Annotated in this window: 16 protein-coding genes and 1 tRNA gene; 9 read left to right on the top strand and 8 right to left on the bottom strand. The window is 64.3% G+C overall.

Annotated features, from left to right (window positions below):
• Nucleotides 1–17 precede the first annotated feature (17 nt).
• The 4 genes from pstB to ROH8110_RS17010 are packed head-to-tail and all read left to right on the top strand — an operon-like array spanning nucleotide 18 to nucleotide 2,973.
• On the top strand, nucleotides 18–815 hold the full coding sequence (gene pstB, locus ROH8110_RS17025) for a phosphate ABC transporter ATP-binding protein PstB (protein ID WP_085818934.1): 798 nt from the start codon (nucleotides 18–20) through the stop codon (nucleotides 813–815).
• Between the two features lie 11 nt (nucleotides 816–826).
• Nucleotides 827–1,546 carry a phosphate signaling complex protein PhoU gene (phoU, locus tag ROH8110_RS17020; RefSeq protein WP_085818933.1) on the top strand — a complete coding sequence of 240 codons (720 nt, stop codon included), beginning with the start codon at nucleotides 827–829 and terminating at the stop codon, nucleotides 1,544–1,546.
• Between the two features lie 19 nt (nucleotides 1,547–1,565).
• Nucleotides 1,566–2,255 carry a phosphate regulon transcriptional regulator PhoB gene (gene phoB, locus ROH8110_RS17015; protein WP_085818932.1) on the top strand — a complete coding sequence of 230 codons (690 nt, stop codon included), beginning with the start codon at nucleotides 1,566–1,568 and terminating at the stop codon, nucleotides 2,253–2,255.
• Nucleotides 2,248–2,973, top strand: a complete 726-nt coding sequence (locus tag ROH8110_RS17010) for a winged helix-turn-helix transcriptional regulator (RefSeq protein WP_170156518.1) — start codon at nucleotides 2,248–2,250, stop codon at nucleotides 2,971–2,973. Before phoB ends, ROH8110_RS17010 begins: the two co-directional genes overlap by 8 nt.
• 37 nt (nucleotides 2,974–3,010) lie before the next feature.
• Here ROH8110_RS17010 and ROH8110_RS17005 read toward each other — a convergent pair whose 3' ends face one another.
• Complete coding sequence (locus tag ROH8110_RS17005) at nucleotides 3,011–3,940, bottom strand: hydrogen peroxide-inducible genes activator (protein ID WP_085818930.1); 930 nt, start codon at nucleotides 3,938–3,940, stop codon at nucleotides 3,011–3,013.
• Between the two features lie 99 nt (nucleotides 3,941–4,039).
• Between ROH8110_RS17005 and ROH8110_RS17000 the strand changes: the two genes are divergently transcribed.
• Nucleotides 4,040–5,005 carry a sodium-dependent bicarbonate transport family permease gene (locus tag ROH8110_RS17000; RefSeq protein ID WP_085818929.1) on the top strand — a complete coding sequence of 322 codons (966 nt, stop codon included), beginning with the start codon at nucleotides 4,040–4,042 and terminating at the stop codon, nucleotides 5,003–5,005.
• Between the two features lie 40 nt (nucleotides 5,006–5,045).
• Here ROH8110_RS17000 and ROH8110_RS16995 read toward each other — a convergent pair.
• From ROH8110_RS16995 to truA, 3 genes are all read right to left on the bottom strand, one after another.
• Nucleotides 5,046–5,122: transfer RNA gene (locus tag ROH8110_RS16995), tRNA-Arg, on the bottom strand.
• Nucleotides 5,123–5,199: 77 nt separating this feature from the next.
• Nucleotides 5,200–6,150 carry an NAD(P)-dependent oxidoreductase gene (locus ROH8110_RS16990; RefSeq protein ID WP_085818928.1) on the bottom strand — a complete coding sequence of 317 codons (951 nt, stop codon included), beginning with the start codon at nucleotides 6,148–6,150 and terminating at the stop codon, nucleotides 5,200–5,202.
• Nucleotides 6,151–6,247: 97 nt separating this feature from the next.
• Nucleotides 6,248–7,015 (bottom strand): tRNA pseudouridine(38-40) synthase TruA, encoded by a 768-nt coding sequence (truA, locus tag ROH8110_RS16985; RefSeq protein WP_085818927.1) that lies wholly within the window; start codon nucleotides 7,013–7,015, stop codon nucleotides 6,248–6,250.
• Nucleotides 7,016–7,140: 125 nt separating this feature from the next.
• Here truA and ROH8110_RS16980 point away from each other — a divergent pair, with 125 nt between their 5' ends.
• The 3 genes from ROH8110_RS16980 to ROH8110_RS16970 are packed head-to-tail and all read left to right on the top strand — an operon-like array spanning nucleotide 7,141 to nucleotide 10,024.
• Nucleotides 7,141–8,571 (top strand): YcjX family GTP-binding protein, encoded by a 1,431-nt coding sequence (locus tag ROH8110_RS16980; protein WP_085818926.1) that lies wholly within the window; start codon nucleotides 7,141–7,143, stop codon nucleotides 8,569–8,571.
• The gene (locus tag ROH8110_RS16975) at nucleotides 8,568–9,017 is read left to right on the top strand and encodes a GNAT family N-acetyltransferase (RefSeq protein WP_121143716.1); all 450 of its coding nucleotides are present in this window, start codon (nucleotides 8,568–8,570) and stop codon (nucleotides 9,015–9,017) included. Before ROH8110_RS16980 ends, ROH8110_RS16975 begins: the two co-directional genes overlap by 4 nt.
• Complete coding sequence (locus ROH8110_RS16970) at nucleotides 9,014–10,024, top strand: YcjF family protein (protein WP_085818925.1); 1,011 nt, start codon at nucleotides 9,014–9,016, stop codon at nucleotides 10,022–10,024. The genes ROH8110_RS16975 and ROH8110_RS16970 overlap by 4 nt, the downstream gene beginning before the upstream one ends.
• A 65-nt stretch (nucleotides 10,025–10,089) precedes the next feature.
• Here ROH8110_RS16970 and ROH8110_RS16965 read toward each other — a convergent pair whose 3' ends face one another.
• Both ROH8110_RS16965 and ROH8110_RS16960 read right to left on the bottom strand, forming a co-directional pair.
• Nucleotides 10,090–10,293, bottom strand: coding sequence for a hypothetical protein (locus ROH8110_RS16965; RefSeq protein ID WP_139837427.1), 204 nt, complete (start codon nucleotides 10,291–10,293; stop codon nucleotides 10,090–10,092).
• Between the two features lie 270 nt (nucleotides 10,294–10,563).
• On the bottom strand, nucleotides 10,564–10,974 hold the full coding sequence (locus ROH8110_RS16960; RefSeq protein ID WP_085819072.1) for a group III truncated hemoglobin: 411 nt from the start codon (nucleotides 10,972–10,974) through the stop codon (nucleotides 10,564–10,566).
• 214 nt (nucleotides 10,975–11,188) lie between these two features.
• Between ROH8110_RS16960 and ileS the strand changes: the two genes are divergently transcribed.
• Nucleotides 11,189–14,095, top strand: a complete 2,907-nt coding sequence (gene ileS, locus ROH8110_RS16955) for an isoleucine--tRNA ligase (RefSeq protein ID WP_085818923.1) — start codon at nucleotides 11,189–11,191, stop codon at nucleotides 14,093–14,095.
• An 89-nt stretch (nucleotides 14,096–14,184) separates the two neighbouring features.
• Here ileS and ROH8110_RS16950 read toward each other — a convergent pair whose 3' ends face one another.
• Complete coding sequence (locus ROH8110_RS16950; protein ID WP_245962874.1) at nucleotides 14,185–14,796, bottom strand: GntR family transcriptional regulator; 612 nt, start codon at nucleotides 14,794–14,796, stop codon at nucleotides 14,185–14,187.
• 64 nt (nucleotides 14,797–14,860) lie between these two features.
• Nucleotides 14,861–17,794, bottom strand: a complete 2,934-nt coding sequence (locus tag ROH8110_RS16945) for an FAD-binding and (Fe-S)-binding domain-containing protein (protein ID WP_085818921.1) — start codon at nucleotides 17,792–17,794, stop codon at nucleotides 14,861–14,863.
• Nucleotides 17,795–17,863: the final 69 nt, after the last annotated feature.

The following is a 17,863-nucleotide window of genomic DNA, read 5'->3' as shown; positions in this document are numbered from 1 at the left end:
ACCAAGGGGACCGACCCATGTATGACGCGCCAACCCTGGAGAGAGACGTGACAGAAGCCAAAACCAAGTTCTCCGCCCGCAACGTGCAGGTCTGGTATGGTGACACCCACGCCATCAAGGACGTGAATGTCGAGATCGAGGACAACACGGTGACCGCCTTCATCGGTCCCTCGGGCTGTGGCAAGTCCACCTTCCTGCGTTGCCTCAACCGGATGAACGACACGATCGATGTCTGCCGCGTCGAAGGCGACATCCGGCTCGATGGCGAGGATATCTACGACAAGAAGGTCGACCCCGTGCAGCTGCGCGCCAAGGTCGGCATGGTCTTTCAGAAGCCCAACCCCTTCCCCAAGTCGATCTATGACAATATCGCCTACGGGCCGCGCATTCACGGGCTGGCCCGCTCCAAGGCGGAACTCGACGAGATCGTCGAGAACGCCCTGCGCCGCGGTGCGATCTGGGACGAGGTCAAGGACCGGCTCGACGCCCCCGGCACCGGCCTTTCGGGCGGCCAGCAACAGCGCCTCTGCATCGCGCGTGCCGTCGCGACCCAGCCCGAAGTCCTGCTTATGGACGAACCCTGTTCGGCGCTCGACCCCATCGCGACCGCGCAGGTCGAGGAACTGATCGACGAACTGCGCGCCAACTTCTCGGTCATCATCGTCACCCACTCGATGCAGCAGGCCGCCCGCGTCAGCCAGAAAACCGCCTTCTTCCATCTCGGCGAACTCGTCGAGTTCGGCGAAACCGGGCACATCTTCACCAATCCCGAGGATGAGCGCACCGAAAGCTACATCACCGGCCGTATCGGCTAAGGAGCCCCCAAATGTCCGACACCCATATCGCTTCGGCCTTCGATCGCGATCTCGAAACCATCCAGGCCCTGATCATGAAGATGGGCGGGCTGGTCGAGAAAGCGATCCTCGATGCCGCCACCTCGATGGAAACCCGCGACGAGGAACTGGCCGAACAGGTCCGCGCGGGCGATCAGGCCATTGACGATCTCGAGGAACAGATCAACGAGGAAGCCGCCCGCGTCATCGCGCTGCGTGCGCCCACCGCCATCGACCTTCGGGTGATCCTGACAGTGATGAAGATCGCCGGCAATCTGGAACGGATCGGCGACTATGCCAAGAACATGGCCAAGCGCACGACGGTCCTGTCGCAGATGGCTCCGATCAACGGATCCTCCGCCGCGCTGCGCCGCATGGCGCGCGAGGTTGAACGCATGCTGCGCTCCGCGCTCGATGCCTATATCCAGCGCGATGCCGACCTTGCGCATGATGTCGTCCAGCGCGACCACGATGTCGATCAGATGTATAACGCCCTGTTCCGCGAGTTCCTCACCTTCATGATGGAAGACCCGCGCAACATCACGCCCTGCATGCATCTTCATTTCATCGCCAAGAACACCGAGCGCATGGGCGACCATGTCACCTCCATCGCCGAGCAGGTGATCTATCTTGTCACCGGCGAGATGCCCGAGGACCCGCGCCCCAAACAGGACCGCACCTCGACCGACCCCAACGTCGCACCCGATACCTGAACGAAAAGGCCAGCACCCCATGTCTAGCGATCAGCCCACCGTTCTTCTGGTCGAAGACGAACCCGCCCAGCGCGAGGTTCTCAGCTACAACCTCGAGGCCGACGGCTTCCGCGTCACCACCGCCGAGAACGGCGAGGAGGCGCTGTTGCTGGTCGACGAGGAAGCGCCGGACCTGATCGTGCTGGACTGGATGCTGCCGAATGTCTCGGGGATCGAGGTCTGCCGCCAGCTCAAGACCCGCCCCGACACGCGGGGCGTGCCGATCCTGATGCTGTCGGCCCGCTCCGAAGAGGTGGACCGCGTGCGCGGGCTGGAAACCGGCGCCGACGACTACGTGGTCAAACCCTACTCGGTGATCGAGCTGATGGCCCGCGTGCGCGCGCTCCTGCGCCGCACTCGGCCTTCGGCTGTGGGCCAGCGGCTGGAGTACGAGGATATCATGCTCGATTCCGAAACCCACCGCGTCACCCGCGCCGACAAGCCGCTGAAGCTCGGGCCGACGGAATTCCGGCTGCTCTCGACCTTCATGGAAAAACCGGGCCGGGTCTGGTCGCGCGAACAGCTGCTCGACCGGGTCTGGGGGCGCGACATCTATGTCGATACCCGCACGGTCGATGTGCATATCGGGCGGCTGCGCAAGGCGCTCTGCCAGCACGGTGGCGGCGACCCCCTGCGCACCGTGCGCGGCGCGGGTTATGCGCTTGGGTGAAGCGACGGCAGATATCCTTCCCGTTAAAGATACCGTCATCCGCCCTGCCATCGTGTTCGGCCAGCACCGCATCGCCGGAACCAGAGCAACGACCGCCCTTCGCTGCGCCGGCCTGTCGATGACCAAGGCGCGCACGAAAGAGGACCTCCTGCACCGGATCGGGCAGGCGAAACCCGATCTTGTCGTCATTCTCGGTGCGCAGGACGGTCATGACCCGGCCTCGCTTCTTGCGGATATCAATGCATCGCGCCGGACCGAAACGATGCCGGTTCTTTTCATTTCCGAGGCCGGGATCCGATGCGCGGGCGCGTATGCCAATTTCGACAGGGTCGCACCCGATTCAGGTGTGTTTGAAACCTTTCTCGCTGTCCGCGCCCTGTTGCGCAGGGAGCGTCCATGGATCCTGCAAGAGTCGCGCTGCTACGGCGCATTGCAGTTGGACGAAGCCCGATTTCGCCTGGCTTACGGGCAAAGGACCGCGGCACTCGGAAAGCTGGATATCAACATCCTCGGACCCTTCTTCGACGCGCCCGGCCATGTCTTCGACCGCCGCATGCTGCAAAGGCTCGCCTACGGATACGGGCGCTGGAAAAAGGGCAGCCGCCTGATAGATGCCGGCGTGTGCCGCACGCGCGGCCTGCTCATGGAACATCTCGGATTCGATCCGATCCAGACGGTGCGCGGTGTCGGATACCGGCTGATCGGGCGCCCGGCCTGATCTGCAAGGCGCGGTACGCTCGGGCAGGCGATTCATGTCAAACCGCGTCCTGAACGCTGGTCGCCGTCACGTCGAGTTCAAGCGTCTCCGCCGCGCCACGCAGGATCGTCGCAAGGTTCTCAAAGAAAGTCTCGGAACGACCCGTCGGCACCAGCAGGCCGATCTGGCGGTCGGCATCCGGCATGACAAGCGGCATCACCCGGACTTCGCTGCGATGGATGCCCTGCCGCCGCGCGAAGAGGTCCGGCAGGATACCAATCCCTGCCCCGGTCGCCGCCATAAGCACGATCGAGTCGAGGCTTGTGCCCTCGTAATCGTCCGAAACCGTGGCGCCGCTCGCCCCTGCGATCCCATAGACGATGCGCGTCAGCCGGTGACCCGTGTCCAGCGTCAGAAGCCGTTGCCCCGCGAGGTCCGCCGCCATGACCTGCGGGCGCTCTGCCAGCGGATGATCCTGCGCCACCGCCACCCAGAGAGGTTCCATGAACAGCGGATGCTGAAAGGTGTTCGGATGGTCCTCGGGCGTCGAGATGATTGCGTCGAAACGCCCGCTCCGTATCCCCTCATCAAGGAACAGCGTGCTTTCCTCCCGGACGATCACGCGCAGATCGGGCTCGGTTTCATGCAGCGCCATCATCGCCTGCGGCAAGAGATACGGCCCGATTGACGGCAACACGCCCAGCCGCAGCCTCCCGCCGAAAGGCAGGTCCGAAAGCATCCTGCCACGCAGCGCCTCGAACTCGGACAGGATGCGGCGCGCGCGCATGACGAAATCCTCGCCGCGTGCCGTGGCGCGCGCGCCTGCGCGCCCGCGCTCGAAAAGCCGCACACCAAGATCGGCTTCCACCGCGGCCACCTGGTTGGACAGGCTGGGCTGGCTGACATTCAGCTTTTCCGCGGCAAGGCCGAAACCGCCCAGCTGATGGACCGTGACGATGTATTCCATCTGGCGCAAGGTGGGCCGCATCTCATAGCCTCATACTATCTATAATGTGTTTGATTTGTATTTAAGCTATATGAAGATTTCCGGCAACAGGCACGAAACCTGTTAACGGAGACATACACCATGCCAATGTTCGACAGCCTTGTGGGCAACCTGATGGTGCCGACGATCTTGTTCTTCATTCTCGGCCTTCTGGCCGCTTTCGTGCGCAGCGATCTTTCGATCCCCGAAGGCGCGGCAAAGTTCATGTCACTCTACCTGCTGCTGGCGATCGGCTTCAAAGGGGGGCACAGCCTGGCGAATAGCGGCGTGAGCCTCGAAGTCTTCACCGCGCTGGGCGCGGGATTGATACTGTCCTTTTCGATCCCCTTCATCGCCTTCGCGCTCCTGCGCAGCATGACCCGCCTCAACGCGCTGAACGCCGCCGCGGTGGCGGGGCATTACGGCTCGATTTCAATCGTGACCTTCGTCGCCGCCTCCAGTTTGCTGGATCTTACCGGCATCGCTTCGGATGGCTACATGGTCGCTGTCGCGGCCACGATGGAAGTGCCGGCGATCCTCTCGGCACTGTGGATCGTGCATCGCTTCGGGCGCGAGGGCACGGCGGGAAGCGTGTCGATGCGGGCGCTCTTCGCCAATGGCTCGATCGTGCTCCTGACCGGCGCCTTCCTGATCGGCTCGCTGACGCAGGACAAGGGCATGGACCTGATCGCGCCCTTCTTCGTGACGCCGTTCACTGGAATCCTCTGCCTGTTTCTCCTGGACATGGGCTTGTCGGCAGGTCGCAGCCTGCTGCGCAACCGGCACCTCCTGAGCATGGGTCTCTTTGCCTTCGGCATCCTGATGCCCGTCATCGGCGCGCTGCTGGCGATGGGACTCGGCGGGGCGATCGGCCTGCAGACCGGCAGTCTTTTCCTGCTGATGGTGCTCTCGGCCTCGGCCTCCTACATCGCAGTGCCCGCGGCGATGAAGATCGCACTGCCCCAGGCCGAGTCGGGGATTTACCTCACACTTTCCCTGGGCGTGACATTCCCGTTCAACATCACGGTCGGCCTGCCCCTCTATCTCTGGCTCGCAGGCCTGCTCTGAAGACAAGGAAAGAAGCGAACGGCGTTCACAACCGAAACTCTGGCGATCCCGCGAGGACTCGAACCCCGAACCTGCTGATTAGAAGTCAGCTGCTCTATCCTGTTGAGCTACGGGACCGCACGCCGCTCGTTTACCCGCGCCGCGCGCCAAGATCAAAGGCAAATGCGGCCCTGTTCATGGAACGGGGCCGCCTTTCAGCGTTGCGTGGCGGGGCGCACCTCGTATCCCGGCTCTTCGGGCTCGTCATCCACCATCTGCGCCGGAAAGCCCGGCGCGCGGATATCGAGCCCGGTGGCATCCTCCAGCCGCCGGATGATGTTGGGCGAAAGTTCCCGCTCGCCATAGCGCGCGATGCCGTCATCGAAGATCGAGATCAGCAGCGGCGACAGTTCCAGAGGCACCCCCGCCTCGTCGGCGATCTTCTGGAACAGGCCGATATCCTTCTTCACGAGGTCCATCGTGAAGGAAATGTCGCGGCTGCCGTTCAATATGACCTGGCTTTCGGTTTCATGCACGAAGGACGTGCCGGAACTGATCCTGATCGCTTCATAGGCGGTCGCCAGGTCCATGCCCGCCGCCTTGGCCGTGACAAGCGCCTCGCAGCAGCTCAGCAGGTTGGCGGTGGCAAGGTAATTGGTGATCACCTTCAGCACCGAGGCGCTGCCCAGGTCGCCGGTATGCAGCACGCGCCGCCCCATCGTCGTCAGCAGCGGCAGGACCCTCTCGAACGTATCGCGCCCGCAGCCCGCGAAGATGGCGATATTGCCGGTATCGGCCCGGTGGCAGCCACCCGAAACCGGGCAATCCACCGCCGCGCCGCCGCGCGCCCCGACCATCTCGCCAAGGCGCTTGATCTCGCCCGCGTCGGTCGTCGACATTTCCAGCCAGATCTTGCCCGGCACCACCTCGGGCAGCATCTGCTCCATCACCGCAGCCGAGGCCGCGGGCGAGGGCAGGCAGGTGATCACTGCCTCGCAGTCGCGCATCAGCTGCGCGGGGTTTTCGCCCGCCCTTGCGCCGCGCGCGACAAAGCCTGACACGAGGTCGTCGTCAAGGTCATGAACCGTCAGGTCATGGCCGTTGCGCAGCAGGCTGCCGGACAGTTTGCCCCCGACATTGCCCAGCCCGATAAAGCCGATTTTCATGAATACCGTCCCTGTTGCATGCACCGCGCTCAACCGGCGGCCTGACGCCGAGCCTCACCTGTTCGCGCCGACAGGGCAAGAGAATTGCCTCGCCCCCTCAGGCGAAAGGATCAACCCCATAGCGCACACCGGCCAGGTAAAGCCCATGCGGCGGGCAGACCGGCCCGCACGCGGCGCGGTCGCGGGCTTCGAGCGCGGTTTTCACGTCATCCGGGCGCCATGACCCCGCGCCCACCCGCTCGAGCGAGCCCACAAGGCTGCGCACCTGGTTGTGCAGGAACGAGCGCGCCCGCAGGGTGAAATGCAACTCGGGCCCCGCGATCCCCTCGACCTCGGCGATCTCCAGCGCATCCAGCGTCTTGACCGGGCTCTTCGCCTGGCAGATGGTCGAGCGGAAAGTCGTGAAATCGTGATGCCCCACCAGATGCGCCGCGCCCGCGCGCATCGCCGCCACATCAAGCCGCCGCGGCACCTGCCAGACCAGCCCGTGCTCCAGCGTCGCTGGCGCGCGCCGCATCAGCAGGCGAAACAGGTATCGCCGCTCCAGCGCCGAGAACCGTGCATGCCAGTCATCCGCCACCACGGCGCAGGCCACGATCGCTACCGGCGCAGGCTTGAGATGATGGTTGAGCGCTTCCGACAGGCGAAACGGCGTCCAGTCGCGTTCAAGGTCGCAATGCGCGACCTGCGCCAGCGCATGCACCCCCGCATCGGTGCGCCCGGCGGCGGCGATGGCATGCGGCCCCGGCTCGAGCTTCGCAAGCGCCGCCTCGATCATGCCCTGCACCGAAACCTGGTCGCGCTGACGCTGCCACCCGACAAAGGGCGCGCCATGATATTCGACTTTCAAAGCGTATCTGGGCATGCACGCCAGATACCCCGTGACCGGCAGGGGAACAATCCCCCAAACCTCCCCTCTGGCAACCGCCAGCGCGGGCGACTATCTTCAGGGACAGCACCAACGGCTCAGCAAGGCGAAGGGGGCGGGGCTTGATCATCACCGATATCGCCGACGGGCTCTCGCGCGGGGTCGGCAACATGACCGACACCCTGTCGCAAACCCTGTTCGAGCCGGTGATCCGCCTTGGCGTCACGGGGCTGGCGCGTTCGGGCAAGACGGTGTTCATCACCTCGCTGGTGGCCAACCTGATGGACCGTGCGCGCATGGGCGGGCTTCAGGCGGTGGCGGACGGTCGCATCTCGGGGGCGTTCCTGCAGCCCCAGCCCGATGTGACAGTGCCGCGTTTCGACTATGAAACCCATCTCGGCGCGCTCACCTCGCCCACGCCGCACTGGCCCGACAGCACCCGCGCCATCTCCGAACTGCGCCTGTCGCTCAGGGTGCGGCCATCGGGGCTTCTGGCGGGGCTTTCGGGGCCGCGTGTGGTGCATCTCGATATCGTCGATTACCCCGGTGAATGGCTGCTCGACCTGGCGCTTCTCGACAAAAGCTATGCCGACTGGTCCGGCGATGTCCTGACGCGCATCGACAGCCGCGCGGAGGCCGCCGATTTCCTGCGCCTTGCCGGGGCCACCGACGCAACGGCACCGCTTGACGAACCCACGGCGCAGTCGCTTGCCAAGGCCTTCACCGCCTATCTGAACGCGGCCCGCGACGCGGGGTTCTATGATTGCAATCCGGGGCGGTTCCTGTTGCCGGGCGATCTGGCCGGATCGCCCGTGCTGACCTTCGCACCACTGCCCGCGCCCGCCGCCTCCGCGCCGCGCAAATCGCTCTGGCGCGAGATGGAACGCCGCTTCGAGGCCTATAAGCGCGAAGTGGTCAAACCCTTCTTTCGCGATCATTTCGCCCGGATCGACCGGCAGATCGTGCTGGTCGATGCGCTGGGCGCCATCCACCGCGGGCCGCGCGCGGTCGAGGACATGCGCCGCGCCATGTCCGAAATCCTTGGCGCCTTCCGCCCGGGTCGCAATGCGTTCCTGACGCGCCTTCTGATGGGGCGGCAGGTGGAGCGCATCCTCTTTGCCGCCACCAAGGCCGACCACCTGCATCACACGCAACACCAGCGCCTTGCGGCGATCATGGCCGCGCTCACCCGCGAGGCGCGCGACCGCGCCGATTTCGCCGGGGCCGAAACGCAGGCCATGGCCATCGCCGCTCTGCGGGCCACCACCGAGGAAACCATCCAGCATGACGGCAAGCCGCTCGATTGCGTGCGCGGGCGGCTGCTTCAGGACGACGGAAGCCGCGGCAAACAGGCGGCCTTCTATCCCGGCGAACTGCCCGAGGACCCCGCGCGCCTGCTCTCGCCGGCGCGTGAAGGGGCGGGCGAATGGCTCGATGCGCAGTATCAGGTGATGAATTTCGCACCCGCCCGCCTCACGCTGAAACCCGGCGAAGGCCCGCCCCATATCAGGCTGGACCGCGCCGCGCAGTTTCTCTTCGGTGACCGGCTGTGACCCCGGCGCGCGCCCATATCTTCCATGCGCCGTGGCTTCTGGCGATCCTGTGGTCGTTCACCCGTGCCACGCCCTGGCTGCCGGTCATGCGCAGCAAGCGCAGCGACCTTGGCTTGATGCTCAAGGTGATCTCGCGCGGCTGGGTGTGCATCGCCCTTGACGCGCGCGGCCCGGCGGGGTTCATCGCGCGCGACGGTGCGCGCATCCATGCGCTTTATGTCCATCCCCGCGCCCGCCGTCAGGGGCTGGCGCGTGCCCTTCTCGATGATGCCAAGACCCGCTCGCCCCGGCTCGAGCTTTGGGTGCTCGAGGCCAACAGCCCGGCGCGTGCCTTTTACGCGCGCCAGGGCTTTGATGTGGCGGGCCGGAGCGATGGCGCGGGCAATGATGAAAACATGCCGGATATCCATATGGTCTGGCAGTCACGCGAAAGGCCCGATCCATGACCAGGGGACCGATCCTGATCGACCTCGGCGATGGCGACGACAGCAGCGCCGTGCCCGGCCCCGACAGTGCGCCGCCGGTGCCTGAACCCGACGCGCCCACACCCCCCGAAGGCCGCGCCATGCAGACCGTCGCCACGCTGGCGGCGCGCCGTCCGTCGCGGCTGGGGCGGCTTTTCTGGGGCTTGCTCATGGCGATCCTCGGTGCTGCGGTTTCGGTGGCGGCATGGGATTTCGTCACCGGGCTGATCGAGCGCGCGCCGCTCCTGGGCTATGCGATCAGCGGGTTGATCCTGGCCTTCGTGGTGGTGCTTCTTGTCATCGCGCTGCGCGAACTCGCGGCTTTCGCGCGGCTGGCGCGGATCGACCGGCTGCAATCGCGCGCCCATCAGGCGCTGGGTGGCGAAGACCTCGCTGCGGCCCGCGCCGTGATCGGCGATCTGACGCGGCTCTACGCCGGGCGCGAAGACACGCGCTGGGGCCGCGACCGCCTTGCCGAACGCCTCCCCGATCAGTTCGATGCGACGGGCCTGTTCGCGCTGGCCGAGGCCGAGCTTCTGGCGCCGCTCGACCGCGCGGCCACCCTCGAGATCGAAGCCGCCGCCCGGCAGGTCGCGACCGTCACGGCAGTTGTGCCGCTGGCGCTGGCGGATGTTGTGGCGGCGCTCACCGCGAATATCCGCATGATCCGGCGCATCGCCGAAATCTATGGCGGGCGGTCGGGCACGCTTGGCAGCTGGCGTCTGGCGCGCGCGGTGCTCACGCATCTGGTGGCGACGGGGGCTGTGGCTGTGGGCGACGATCTGATCGGCTCCGTTGCAGGTGGCGGGGTCATGTCCAAGATATCGCGCAGATTTGGTGAAGGTGTGGTTAATGGTGCGCTCACCGCGCGTGTCGGCGTCGCCGCTCTCGAGGTCTGCCGCCCGCTGCCCTTCACCCGCGCCCGCCGCCCCTCGGTCAGCGGGATCGTCAAACGCGCCCTGACCGGCCTGTTTCGCACGGGACGATAGCACGACAGATAGATGCCGCCGGTCTTGTGTGACCCGGCGGCATCCGTTGCTTTGAGTGGTGGTCGTTATTGCGTGCCTTGCGTCGCCGCGGGCTCGGTGGTGGTCGCACCGTCACCCAGGCTGCCCAGCATGATGAAACCGCCGATCAGGGCGACGATGACGAACAATGCAATCACCGACCCCCGCGATGAACGCGAGCCAACCGGGTTGGGCTCGGAATATGGGTCCGGCGAGGTGCCGCGATTGAGGTCGTGTTGAGGTCCATACATGATTTCCTCCATTGCAGTTGCCTGCCCCGTGCTTCCAGTCTGGCCCATCGCTTCGCCGTCCCGCAGCGCCAATTGGCGACCGGGCGGTTTCCGGCGGGGTCCGGCCAGTTTCGGTGCAGAGGGTCGGCAGAAATGGGCCTATCGACGCGCGGGGCAGGGAACCCGGCGGGGGGGTCGCGGGTTCTCGGGAACGCATTCTGTACGAAATCCGCGCGGCGGCTTCCGATTTCGGTACAAAACCGGCGTACAAAACGTCCGTTTTGTACGCTCTCAGCGCAGCTTGGGGATGCCTCCGGGCAGGGTTTCGCGCTCGACCACGCCGGCGCGCAGGCTGCGCCCGATCCGATGCGCCAGCGCCGACCACGCAGCGGCCTTTTCGGGCGGCAGCTCGGCCTTCAACGTGGCGTCGAACAGCTCCAGCCAGGTCGAGAACATGCCCGGTTTGACATTGCCCGCCTTGACATGGGCCGCCATCGGGCTGCCATCGTAACTGCGCTCGTGAAGGATGGAATTTGCCCAGAAATCAGACACTTTCGCCTCATGCGCCGTCCAGTCATCCACTTGTGCCGCGAAAACGGGTGCCAGTCCGGGGTGGCGTCTGACGGTCGCGTAGAATGCCGCAACGACCCGTTCGATCTCGGGTCGCGTGATGTTGAATCGGGGTGGCATCGCGTTTGTCATGTCCCCTATGTGGCGCGCCTCGCCGCGCTCTGCAAGCGCCCACTGGACCTCGCTTTGCACCATGCCTATAAGGCGGTCATGATGCGGAACCCGGCAATCATCATCCGAATTACCGGCCCGGCGCTCTGACCACAGGAGTTGCCGGGGCTATTGGCATGCAAACCTATGCCATGAAACGATTTTTCCAGATACGACAGTGACAAGGACGCCCGCAATGAGCGCCGAAACACCCGACTACAAAGACACGCTGAACCTGCCGGAAACCGATTTTCCCATGCGCGCCGGCCTGCCCAAGCGCGAACCCGAATGGCTGGATCGCTGGGAACGCATCGGCATCTACGACCGCCTGCGCGAGCGCGCCGAGGGCCGCAAGCCCTTTACCCTGCATGACGGCCCGCCCTACGCCAACGGCCATCTCCATATCGGCCACGCGCTCAACAAGATCCTCAAGGACATGGTCGTGCGCTCGCAGCAGATGATGGGCCGCGATGCCCGCTACATCCCCGGCTGGGATTGCCACGGCCTGCCGATCGAATGGAAGATCGAAGAGCAGTATCGCGCCAAGGGCAAGAACAAGGACGAGGTGGATATCGTCGATTTCCGCCAGGAATGCCGCCGCTTCGCAGAGGGCTGGATCGGTATCCAACGCGACGAGTTCAAGCGTCTTGGGGTCACGGGAAAGTGGGAAAAACCCTATCTCACCATGGACTTCCGGGCCGAACGGATCATCGCGGAAGAGTTTCAGAAATTTCTGATGACCGGCACGCTTTACCAGGGCTCCAAGCCGGTGATGTGGTCGCCCGTCGAAAAGACCGCCCTGGCCGAGGCCGAGGTCGAGTATCACGACAAGGAAAGCTTTACCATCTGGGTGAAGTTCCCGGTCGTGACCGAAGGTGATCTGAAGGGTGCCAATGTCGTGATCTGGACCACGACGCCCTGGACGATCCCGTCGAACAAGGCAGTGGTCTATGGCGAGAGCTTTGCCTATGGCCTCTACGAGGTCACCGGCACACCTGGCGAATGCTGGGCGAACGCAGGGGACAGGTTCATCCTTGCCGACAAGCTGGCTGCAGATGTCATGGCCCGCGCGCGGCTGGAAGACAGCATGTGGAAACGGGTCCGCGATGTGACCGCCGACGAGCTTTCGGGCCTCAGCCTTGCCCACCCGCTTGCCGGCGCCGAAGGCGGCAATGGCGAATGGGATGATCCGCGTGATTTCCGCGCCGCCGATTTCGTCACCGACGAGGAAGGGACAGGTTTCGTCCATTGCGCGCCCTCGCACGGGATGGAGGAATTCGAGCTGTACCGCGGCCTCGGGATGCTGGAGCAGGTCATCACCTATAACGTGATGGACGATGGCGGTTTCCGCGCCGATCTGCCGTTCTTCGGGGGCACCTATATCCTTGATCGCAAGGGCAAGGAAGGTAATGCCAACAAGACCGTGATCGACAAGCTGGTCGAGGTCGGCGGCCTGTTGGCACGCGGCAAGATCAAGCACAGCTATCCGCATTCCTGGCGCTCCAAGGCGCCGGTGATCTATCGCAACACGCCGCAATGGTTCGCCGCCATCGACCGCGAGGTCGGCGACGGGCAGGATACCTATGGCAAGACGATCCGCGAACGCGCGCTGACCTCAATCGACGAGCTGGTGACCTGGACGCCGCGCACCGGTCGCAACCGGCTGTACTCGATGATCGAGGCGCGGCCAGACTGGGTGCTGAGCCGCCAGCGCGCCTGGGGCGTGCCGCTGACCTGCTTTACCAAAGTGGGCGCGATGCCAAGTGATCCCGACTACCTGCTGCGCGACGAAAAGGTGAATGCCCGCATCCTCGATGCGTTCGAGGCCGAGGGCGCGGATGCCTGGTATAAGCCCGGCGCCAAGGAGCGTTTCCTTGGCAATGATTACGATCCGTCCGAGTGGAACAAGGTCGATGACATCCTGGATGTGTGGTTCGATTCCGGTTCGACCCATGCTTTCGTGCTGCGCGACCGCGAGGATGGGTCCGAGGACGGGTTGGCCGATCTCTACCTCGAAGGCACCGATCAGCATCGCGGCTGGTTCCACTCCTCGATGCTTCAGGCCTGTGGCACCATTGGCCGCGCGCCTTATCGCGGGGTGCTGACGCATGGTTTCACGCTGGACGAGAAGGGCAACAAGATGTCCAAGTCGCTTGGCAACACCGTCGCGCCCGAGGATGTGACCAAGCAATATGGCGCGGATATCCTGCGTCTTTGGGTGGCTCAGTCGGATTATACCGCCGATTTGCGGATCGGGCCGGAGATCCTCAAAGGTGTGGCCGACGGTTATCGCCGCCTGCGCAACACCATGCGCTTCATGCTGGGGGCGCTTGCGCATTTCTCGGAAAGCGACCGCGTCGATCCGGCGGATATGCCCGAACTCGAACGATGGGTTCTTCACCGTCTGGCCGAGCTGGATCACACAGTGCGCAAGGGCTATGAATCATACGATTTCCAAGGTGTCGTGCAGCAGCTGTTCAACTTCTGCACGGTGGAATTGTCAGCCTTCTATTTCGATATCCGCAAGGACGCGCTTTATTGCGACGGTGACACCGCGCGGCGGCGCGCAGCCCGCACGGTGCTGGACCTTCTGTTCCACCGCCTGACCACTTGGCTTGCGCCGGTCTTGACCTTCACGATGGAGGAGGTCTGGCTGGAACGGAACGCGGGCGATGATGCCAGCGTCCACCTGGTCGATATACCCGAAACCCCCGCCGATTGGCTCAACGAGCCGCTGGCGGCGAAATGGGCAAAGGTCCGGAAGGCGCGCCGCGTGGTGACGGCTGCATTGGAAATCCAGCGTACCGACAAGGTGATCGGCGCGAGCCTCGAGGCGGCCCCGGTCGTGCATGTGCTTGACCCCGAGATGCTTGCAGCGCTCAAGAGCGTGAACTTCGAGGATGTATGCATCACCTCAGATATCGTTTTGACCGGCGATCCGATGCCGAACGAGGCCTTCCGCATGCCCGAGGTTGAGGATGTCGGCGTGGTGTTCGAGCGGGCAATGGGTGCGAAATGCATGCGCTGCTGGAAGATCCTGCCGGATGTCGGCAGCCATGCGCATCCCGGCACCTGCAAGCGCTGCAGCGACGCCTTGGGATAAAGTCTGCGGGGTGCGGGTGTCTGCACTGACGCCTGCGCCCCGTCCTCGCCCTGGTATTGTGCGCTCGGACAGGCGGCGGAGATCCCGGTCTATTGCGCCGAGATCGAGGCGAACTTTCTGAGCAGGTGATTTTTCATGAGCGTTGCGCAGTTCGCGGCATCGCGCGTGGCAAGGGCATTTGCAATCGCCTCGTGTTCCTCAACAGCGGCGCGCCAGCGTTCGGGCGTCAGGTTCGCCTGATACCGGGCGCGCTGAACGCGGTAGGCCAGCAATTCATGCGACTTGGCAAGGCTCTCGTTCTTCGCGGCGTGCAGGATCGCTTTGTGGATCGCCTGATTGATGCGGAAATAGGTGGGCCGGTCGGTTTCATCGTATGAGCGGCGCAGTTCCGCGGTCATGGTTGCGATGCGGGCGATTTCGGCTTCAGTGGCATTCAGCGCCGCCAGTTCCCCGGCCAGCGCCTCGAGCGCGGCGAGGACCTGAAAGACTTCGGCGAGTTCCGCTTCGCTCTGGCGGGTGATGACCGCGCCGCGATGCGGAATCAGCTCGAGAAGTCCCTCAGCGGCCAGGACCTTGAGTGCTTCGCGCAGAGGCGTGCGGGACACGCCGAACTGGGTCGTCAGCAGCTTCTCGTTGATTTTCTCACCCGGCTGCAACTGACCCTCCAGGATCATCTGGCGCAGCCTGTTCGTGATTTCCACGGCAAGGGCTGTGCGCCCGATTGGCTCTGGCTTCAACTGGCTCATATGGGCTGTTTGGTGATCCTTAAACACTGTCCTGCCCCCGTTCTAGCGCATTTTCGGACGCTCTGTCGAAAACTTCCGCAATGTGCAAGGCGCGGCGGCCGGTGCCATCCGCGATCTGATGGCGGCAGGAGGTGCCATTCGCCACGATCAGGTCGTCCGGCGCGGCCTTGCGGACAGCTGGCAGCAGGGACAACTCGCCCATCTTCATCGATACGTCATAGGTTTCCGCGCCATAGCCGAAGGCGCCCGCCATGCCGCAGCAACTGCTTTCGATGTTGGCCGCCTCCAGCCCCGGCACCAACCCAAGAGATTGATCCATGTCGCTCATCACGCCAGCGGCCTTCTGGTGGCAGTGGCCATGGACATGCGCGGCCCCGGCGGACGGGGTCATCGGCAGATTGAGGCGACCCGCCCGTGCCTCGCGCGCGATGAACTCCTCGAACAGCATCGCGTTTTCGGAAAGCGCCTTTGCTTCGGCGCCGGGAAGCAGCGTCAGGAACTCGTCGCGCAAGGTTAGCAGGCACGATGGTTCAAGGCCGATGATCGGTGTGCCCGCGCGGACATGCGGCAAGAGCGCCGTCAGCGTGCGGCGGGCCTCATCGCGGGCGCGGTCGATCATGCCCGCAGCCAGGTAGGTGCGCCCGCAGCACAGCGGGCGGCGACCGGGGCTTTGGGCGGTGATCACCTCGTATCCGGCGCGTTCCAGCACCCTCAGGGCGGCGCGCGGAATGTCGGGCTCCATCCAGCGGTTGAACGTATCTGTGAACAGCACGACCTTGCCTGCTCCGCCTTTTCCGGGCGTTTTCCCGACCTCGGAGTCGCGGAAGAAGTCGGCGCGAAAACCTGGCAGGCTGCGTTGGCGCGCCAAACCTGTGATCCGCTCTCCCAATGCCGCCAGCAGCGGCACCTTGTTGCGCAGCGCCACCAGCCAGCGCAGCGCCACCGCCACCCGCGCATAGCGCGGCATTTCGGCGATCAGCCGTTCGCGCAGCCCATAACCCAGCTTCTGACCGCGCTGATAAAGGACCTCGGTTTTCATCCTCGCCATGTCGACACCGGTCGGGCACTCGCGCTTGCAGGCTTTGCAACTGACGCAGAGTTTCATCGTTTCGGCCATCTCGTCCGAATAGAGCGCATCTTTCCCCAAGCGTCCTGAAAGGGCCAGGCGCAGGGTGTTGGCCCGCCCGCGCGTCACGTCGCGCTCGTCCCGGGTGACCCGATAGCTGGGACACATCACGCCGCCTTGCAGTTTCCGGCAGGCGCCATTGTTGTTGCACATCTCGATCGCGCCCTGGAAGCCGCCACCCTTTCCGGGCCAGGCGGACCAGTCATGGCCGTTCTGGAGGTCGGCAAAATCGTAATCCGGCGGATAACGCATCAGACTGCGGTCATCCATCTTCGGCGCATGAACGATTTTGCCCGGATTGAGCTGGCTGTCAGGATCGAAGGCGGTCTTGACCTCCTCGAAGGCCGCAAGGATACGCGGCCCGAACATCTTGCCGTGGAACTCCGAGCGCACGATGCCGTCGCCATGTTCGCCTGAGTGCGAGCCCTTGTAATCGCGCACCATCTCGAAGGCGGCTTCCGCGATTTCGCGCATGACGCGCACGTCCTTGTCCAGCTTGAGGTTGAGGACGGGGCGGACATGTAGGCACCCTTCCGAGGCATGCGCATACCAGGTGCCTTCGGTGCCATGACTGTGGAACACTTCGGTCAGCCTGTCGGTGTAGTCGGCCAGATGTTCCAGCGGGACGGCGCAATCCTCGACGAAGGAGACTGGCTTTCCCTCGTCCTTCATCGACATCATGATATTGAGCCCGGCCTTGCGCAGTTCGCCGATATCGGCGGCAAGGGCCATGTCCCAGACTTCGACGACCCCGCCCTGATATGCGCCTTCCTTGCCGAAGCCATAGCCGAGATCGGCCATCGTGTCGGCAAGGCGGCGCATGTTCTCCTCGTTCTCCGGCGGTGTATCGGCGAACTCGACGAAGAGCATGGCGGCGGGCTCGCCGCGCACGAACTCCTCGAGTGTCTTGGCATAGATCGGGATCGATCGCGCCAGTCCGATCATCGTCTTGTCCACGAGTTCGACCGATGTCGGACCCAGCCCGACAAGCGGCTTTGCTGCCTCCATCGCGGCGCGGAAGGTGGGGAAATGACAGACGCCAAGCACGCGGGTCTTCGAGGGCAGGGGCGAGAGCCGTATCTCGATCGCGGTGGAGAGTCCGAGCGTCCCTTCGGAGCCAATCAGCAGGTGTGCAAGATTGATGGGCGCCGCCCCCGGCACCAGCGCGTCGATATTGTAGCCGCCCACGCGCCGCTGAACCTTCGGGAAGCGCGCTTCGATCTCGTCCGCCTCGCGGGCGCCAAGTTCAAGCATCTGGCGCAGCAGCGGTTCCGGCACGCGATTGCCGCTTCCGGGGCCGAAGTCAAACAGGGAGCCATCAGCCAGCAGCCCTTCGATTCGCTCGACATTGTCGCGCGTGGTGCCATAGCGCAGCGAGCGCGAACCGCAGGAATTGTTGCCGACCATGCCCCCTATCGTGGCGCGCGACGCGGTGGAGACATCGACCGGAAACCACAGGCCATGCGGCTTGAGCTGACGGTTGAGATCGTCGAGCACGATTCCCGGTTCGACCACGGCGCGACGGCCCTCGACGTCCAGCTCCAGAATTCGGTTGAGATGTTTCGAGCAATCGACAATCAGACCCGAATTGACCGTCTGGCCGCATTGCGAGGTGCCGCCGCCGCGCATCGTCAGCGGCAGACCGGCTTCGCGAGAGGCATCAAGGGCCGCCGCCACATCATCTGTGGATTTTGCAATGACCACGGCCGCCGGCATAATCTGATAGATCGAGGCATCGGTGGCGTAGCGTCCGCGCGAAAACGCGTCCAGCCGGACCTCTCCCTCGATCTCGCGCGCCAACCTGCTCCGGGTCTTTTCTTTCAACATTCGGCCCGTCCTCGTAAAAATATTTCAATGACGTATTGACAGAATATTGAATTCAGAATTCAATTCAAC

The organism is Roseovarius halotolerans (assembly GCF_900172255.1).
GTDB lineage: Bacteria > Pseudomonadota > Alphaproteobacteria > Rhodobacterales > Rhodobacteraceae > Roseovarius > Roseovarius halotolerans.
The sequence above is the reverse complement of the archived record's forward strand: the minus strand, read 5'-3'. Positions and strand labels throughout refer to the sequence as shown.

Coding starts and splice junctions, on each gene's coding strand:
- ROH8110_RS17005 (WP_085818930.1), bottom strand. CDS start 3,940: ATGCGGCCCACCTTGCGCCAGATGGAATACATCGTCACGGTCCATCAG.
- phoU (WP_085818933.1), top strand. CDS start 827: ATGTCCGACACCCATATCGCTTCGGCCTTCGATCGCGATCTCGAAACC.
- ROH8110_RS16960 (WP_085819072.1), bottom strand. CDS start 10,974: ATGACAAACGCGATGCCACCCCGATTCAACATCACGCGACCCGAGATC.
- ROH8110_RS16990 (WP_085818928.1), bottom strand. CDS start 6,150: ATGAAAATCGGCTTTATCGGGCTGGGCAATGTCGGGGGCAAACTGTCC.
- truA (WP_085818927.1), bottom strand. CDS start 7,015: ATGCCCAGATACGCTTTGAAAGTCGAATATCATGGCGCGCCCTTTGTC.
- ileS (WP_085818923.1), top strand. CDS start 11,189: ATGAGCGCCGAAACACCCGACTACAAAGACACGCTGAACCTGCCGGAA.
- phoB (WP_085818932.1), top strand. CDS start 1,566: ATGTCTAGCGATCAGCCCACCGTTCTTCTGGTCGAAGACGAACCCGCC.
- ROH8110_RS16965 (WP_139837427.1), bottom strand. CDS start 10,293: ATGTATGGACCTCAACACGACCTCAATCGCGGCACCTCGCCGGACCCA.
- ROH8110_RS17000 (WP_085818929.1), top strand. CDS start 4,040: ATGCCAATGTTCGACAGCCTTGTGGGCAACCTGATGGTGCCGACGATC.
- ROH8110_RS16945 (WP_085818921.1), bottom strand. CDS start 17,794: ATGTTGAAAGAAAAGACCCGGAGCAGGTTGGCGCGCGAGATCGAGGGA.
- ROH8110_RS16970 (WP_085818925.1), top strand. CDS start 9,014: ATGACCAGGGGACCGATCCTGATCGACCTCGGCGATGGCGACGACAGC.
- pstB (WP_085818934.1), top strand. CDS start 18: ATGTATGACGCGCCAACCCTGGAGAGAGACGTGACAGAAGCCAAAACC.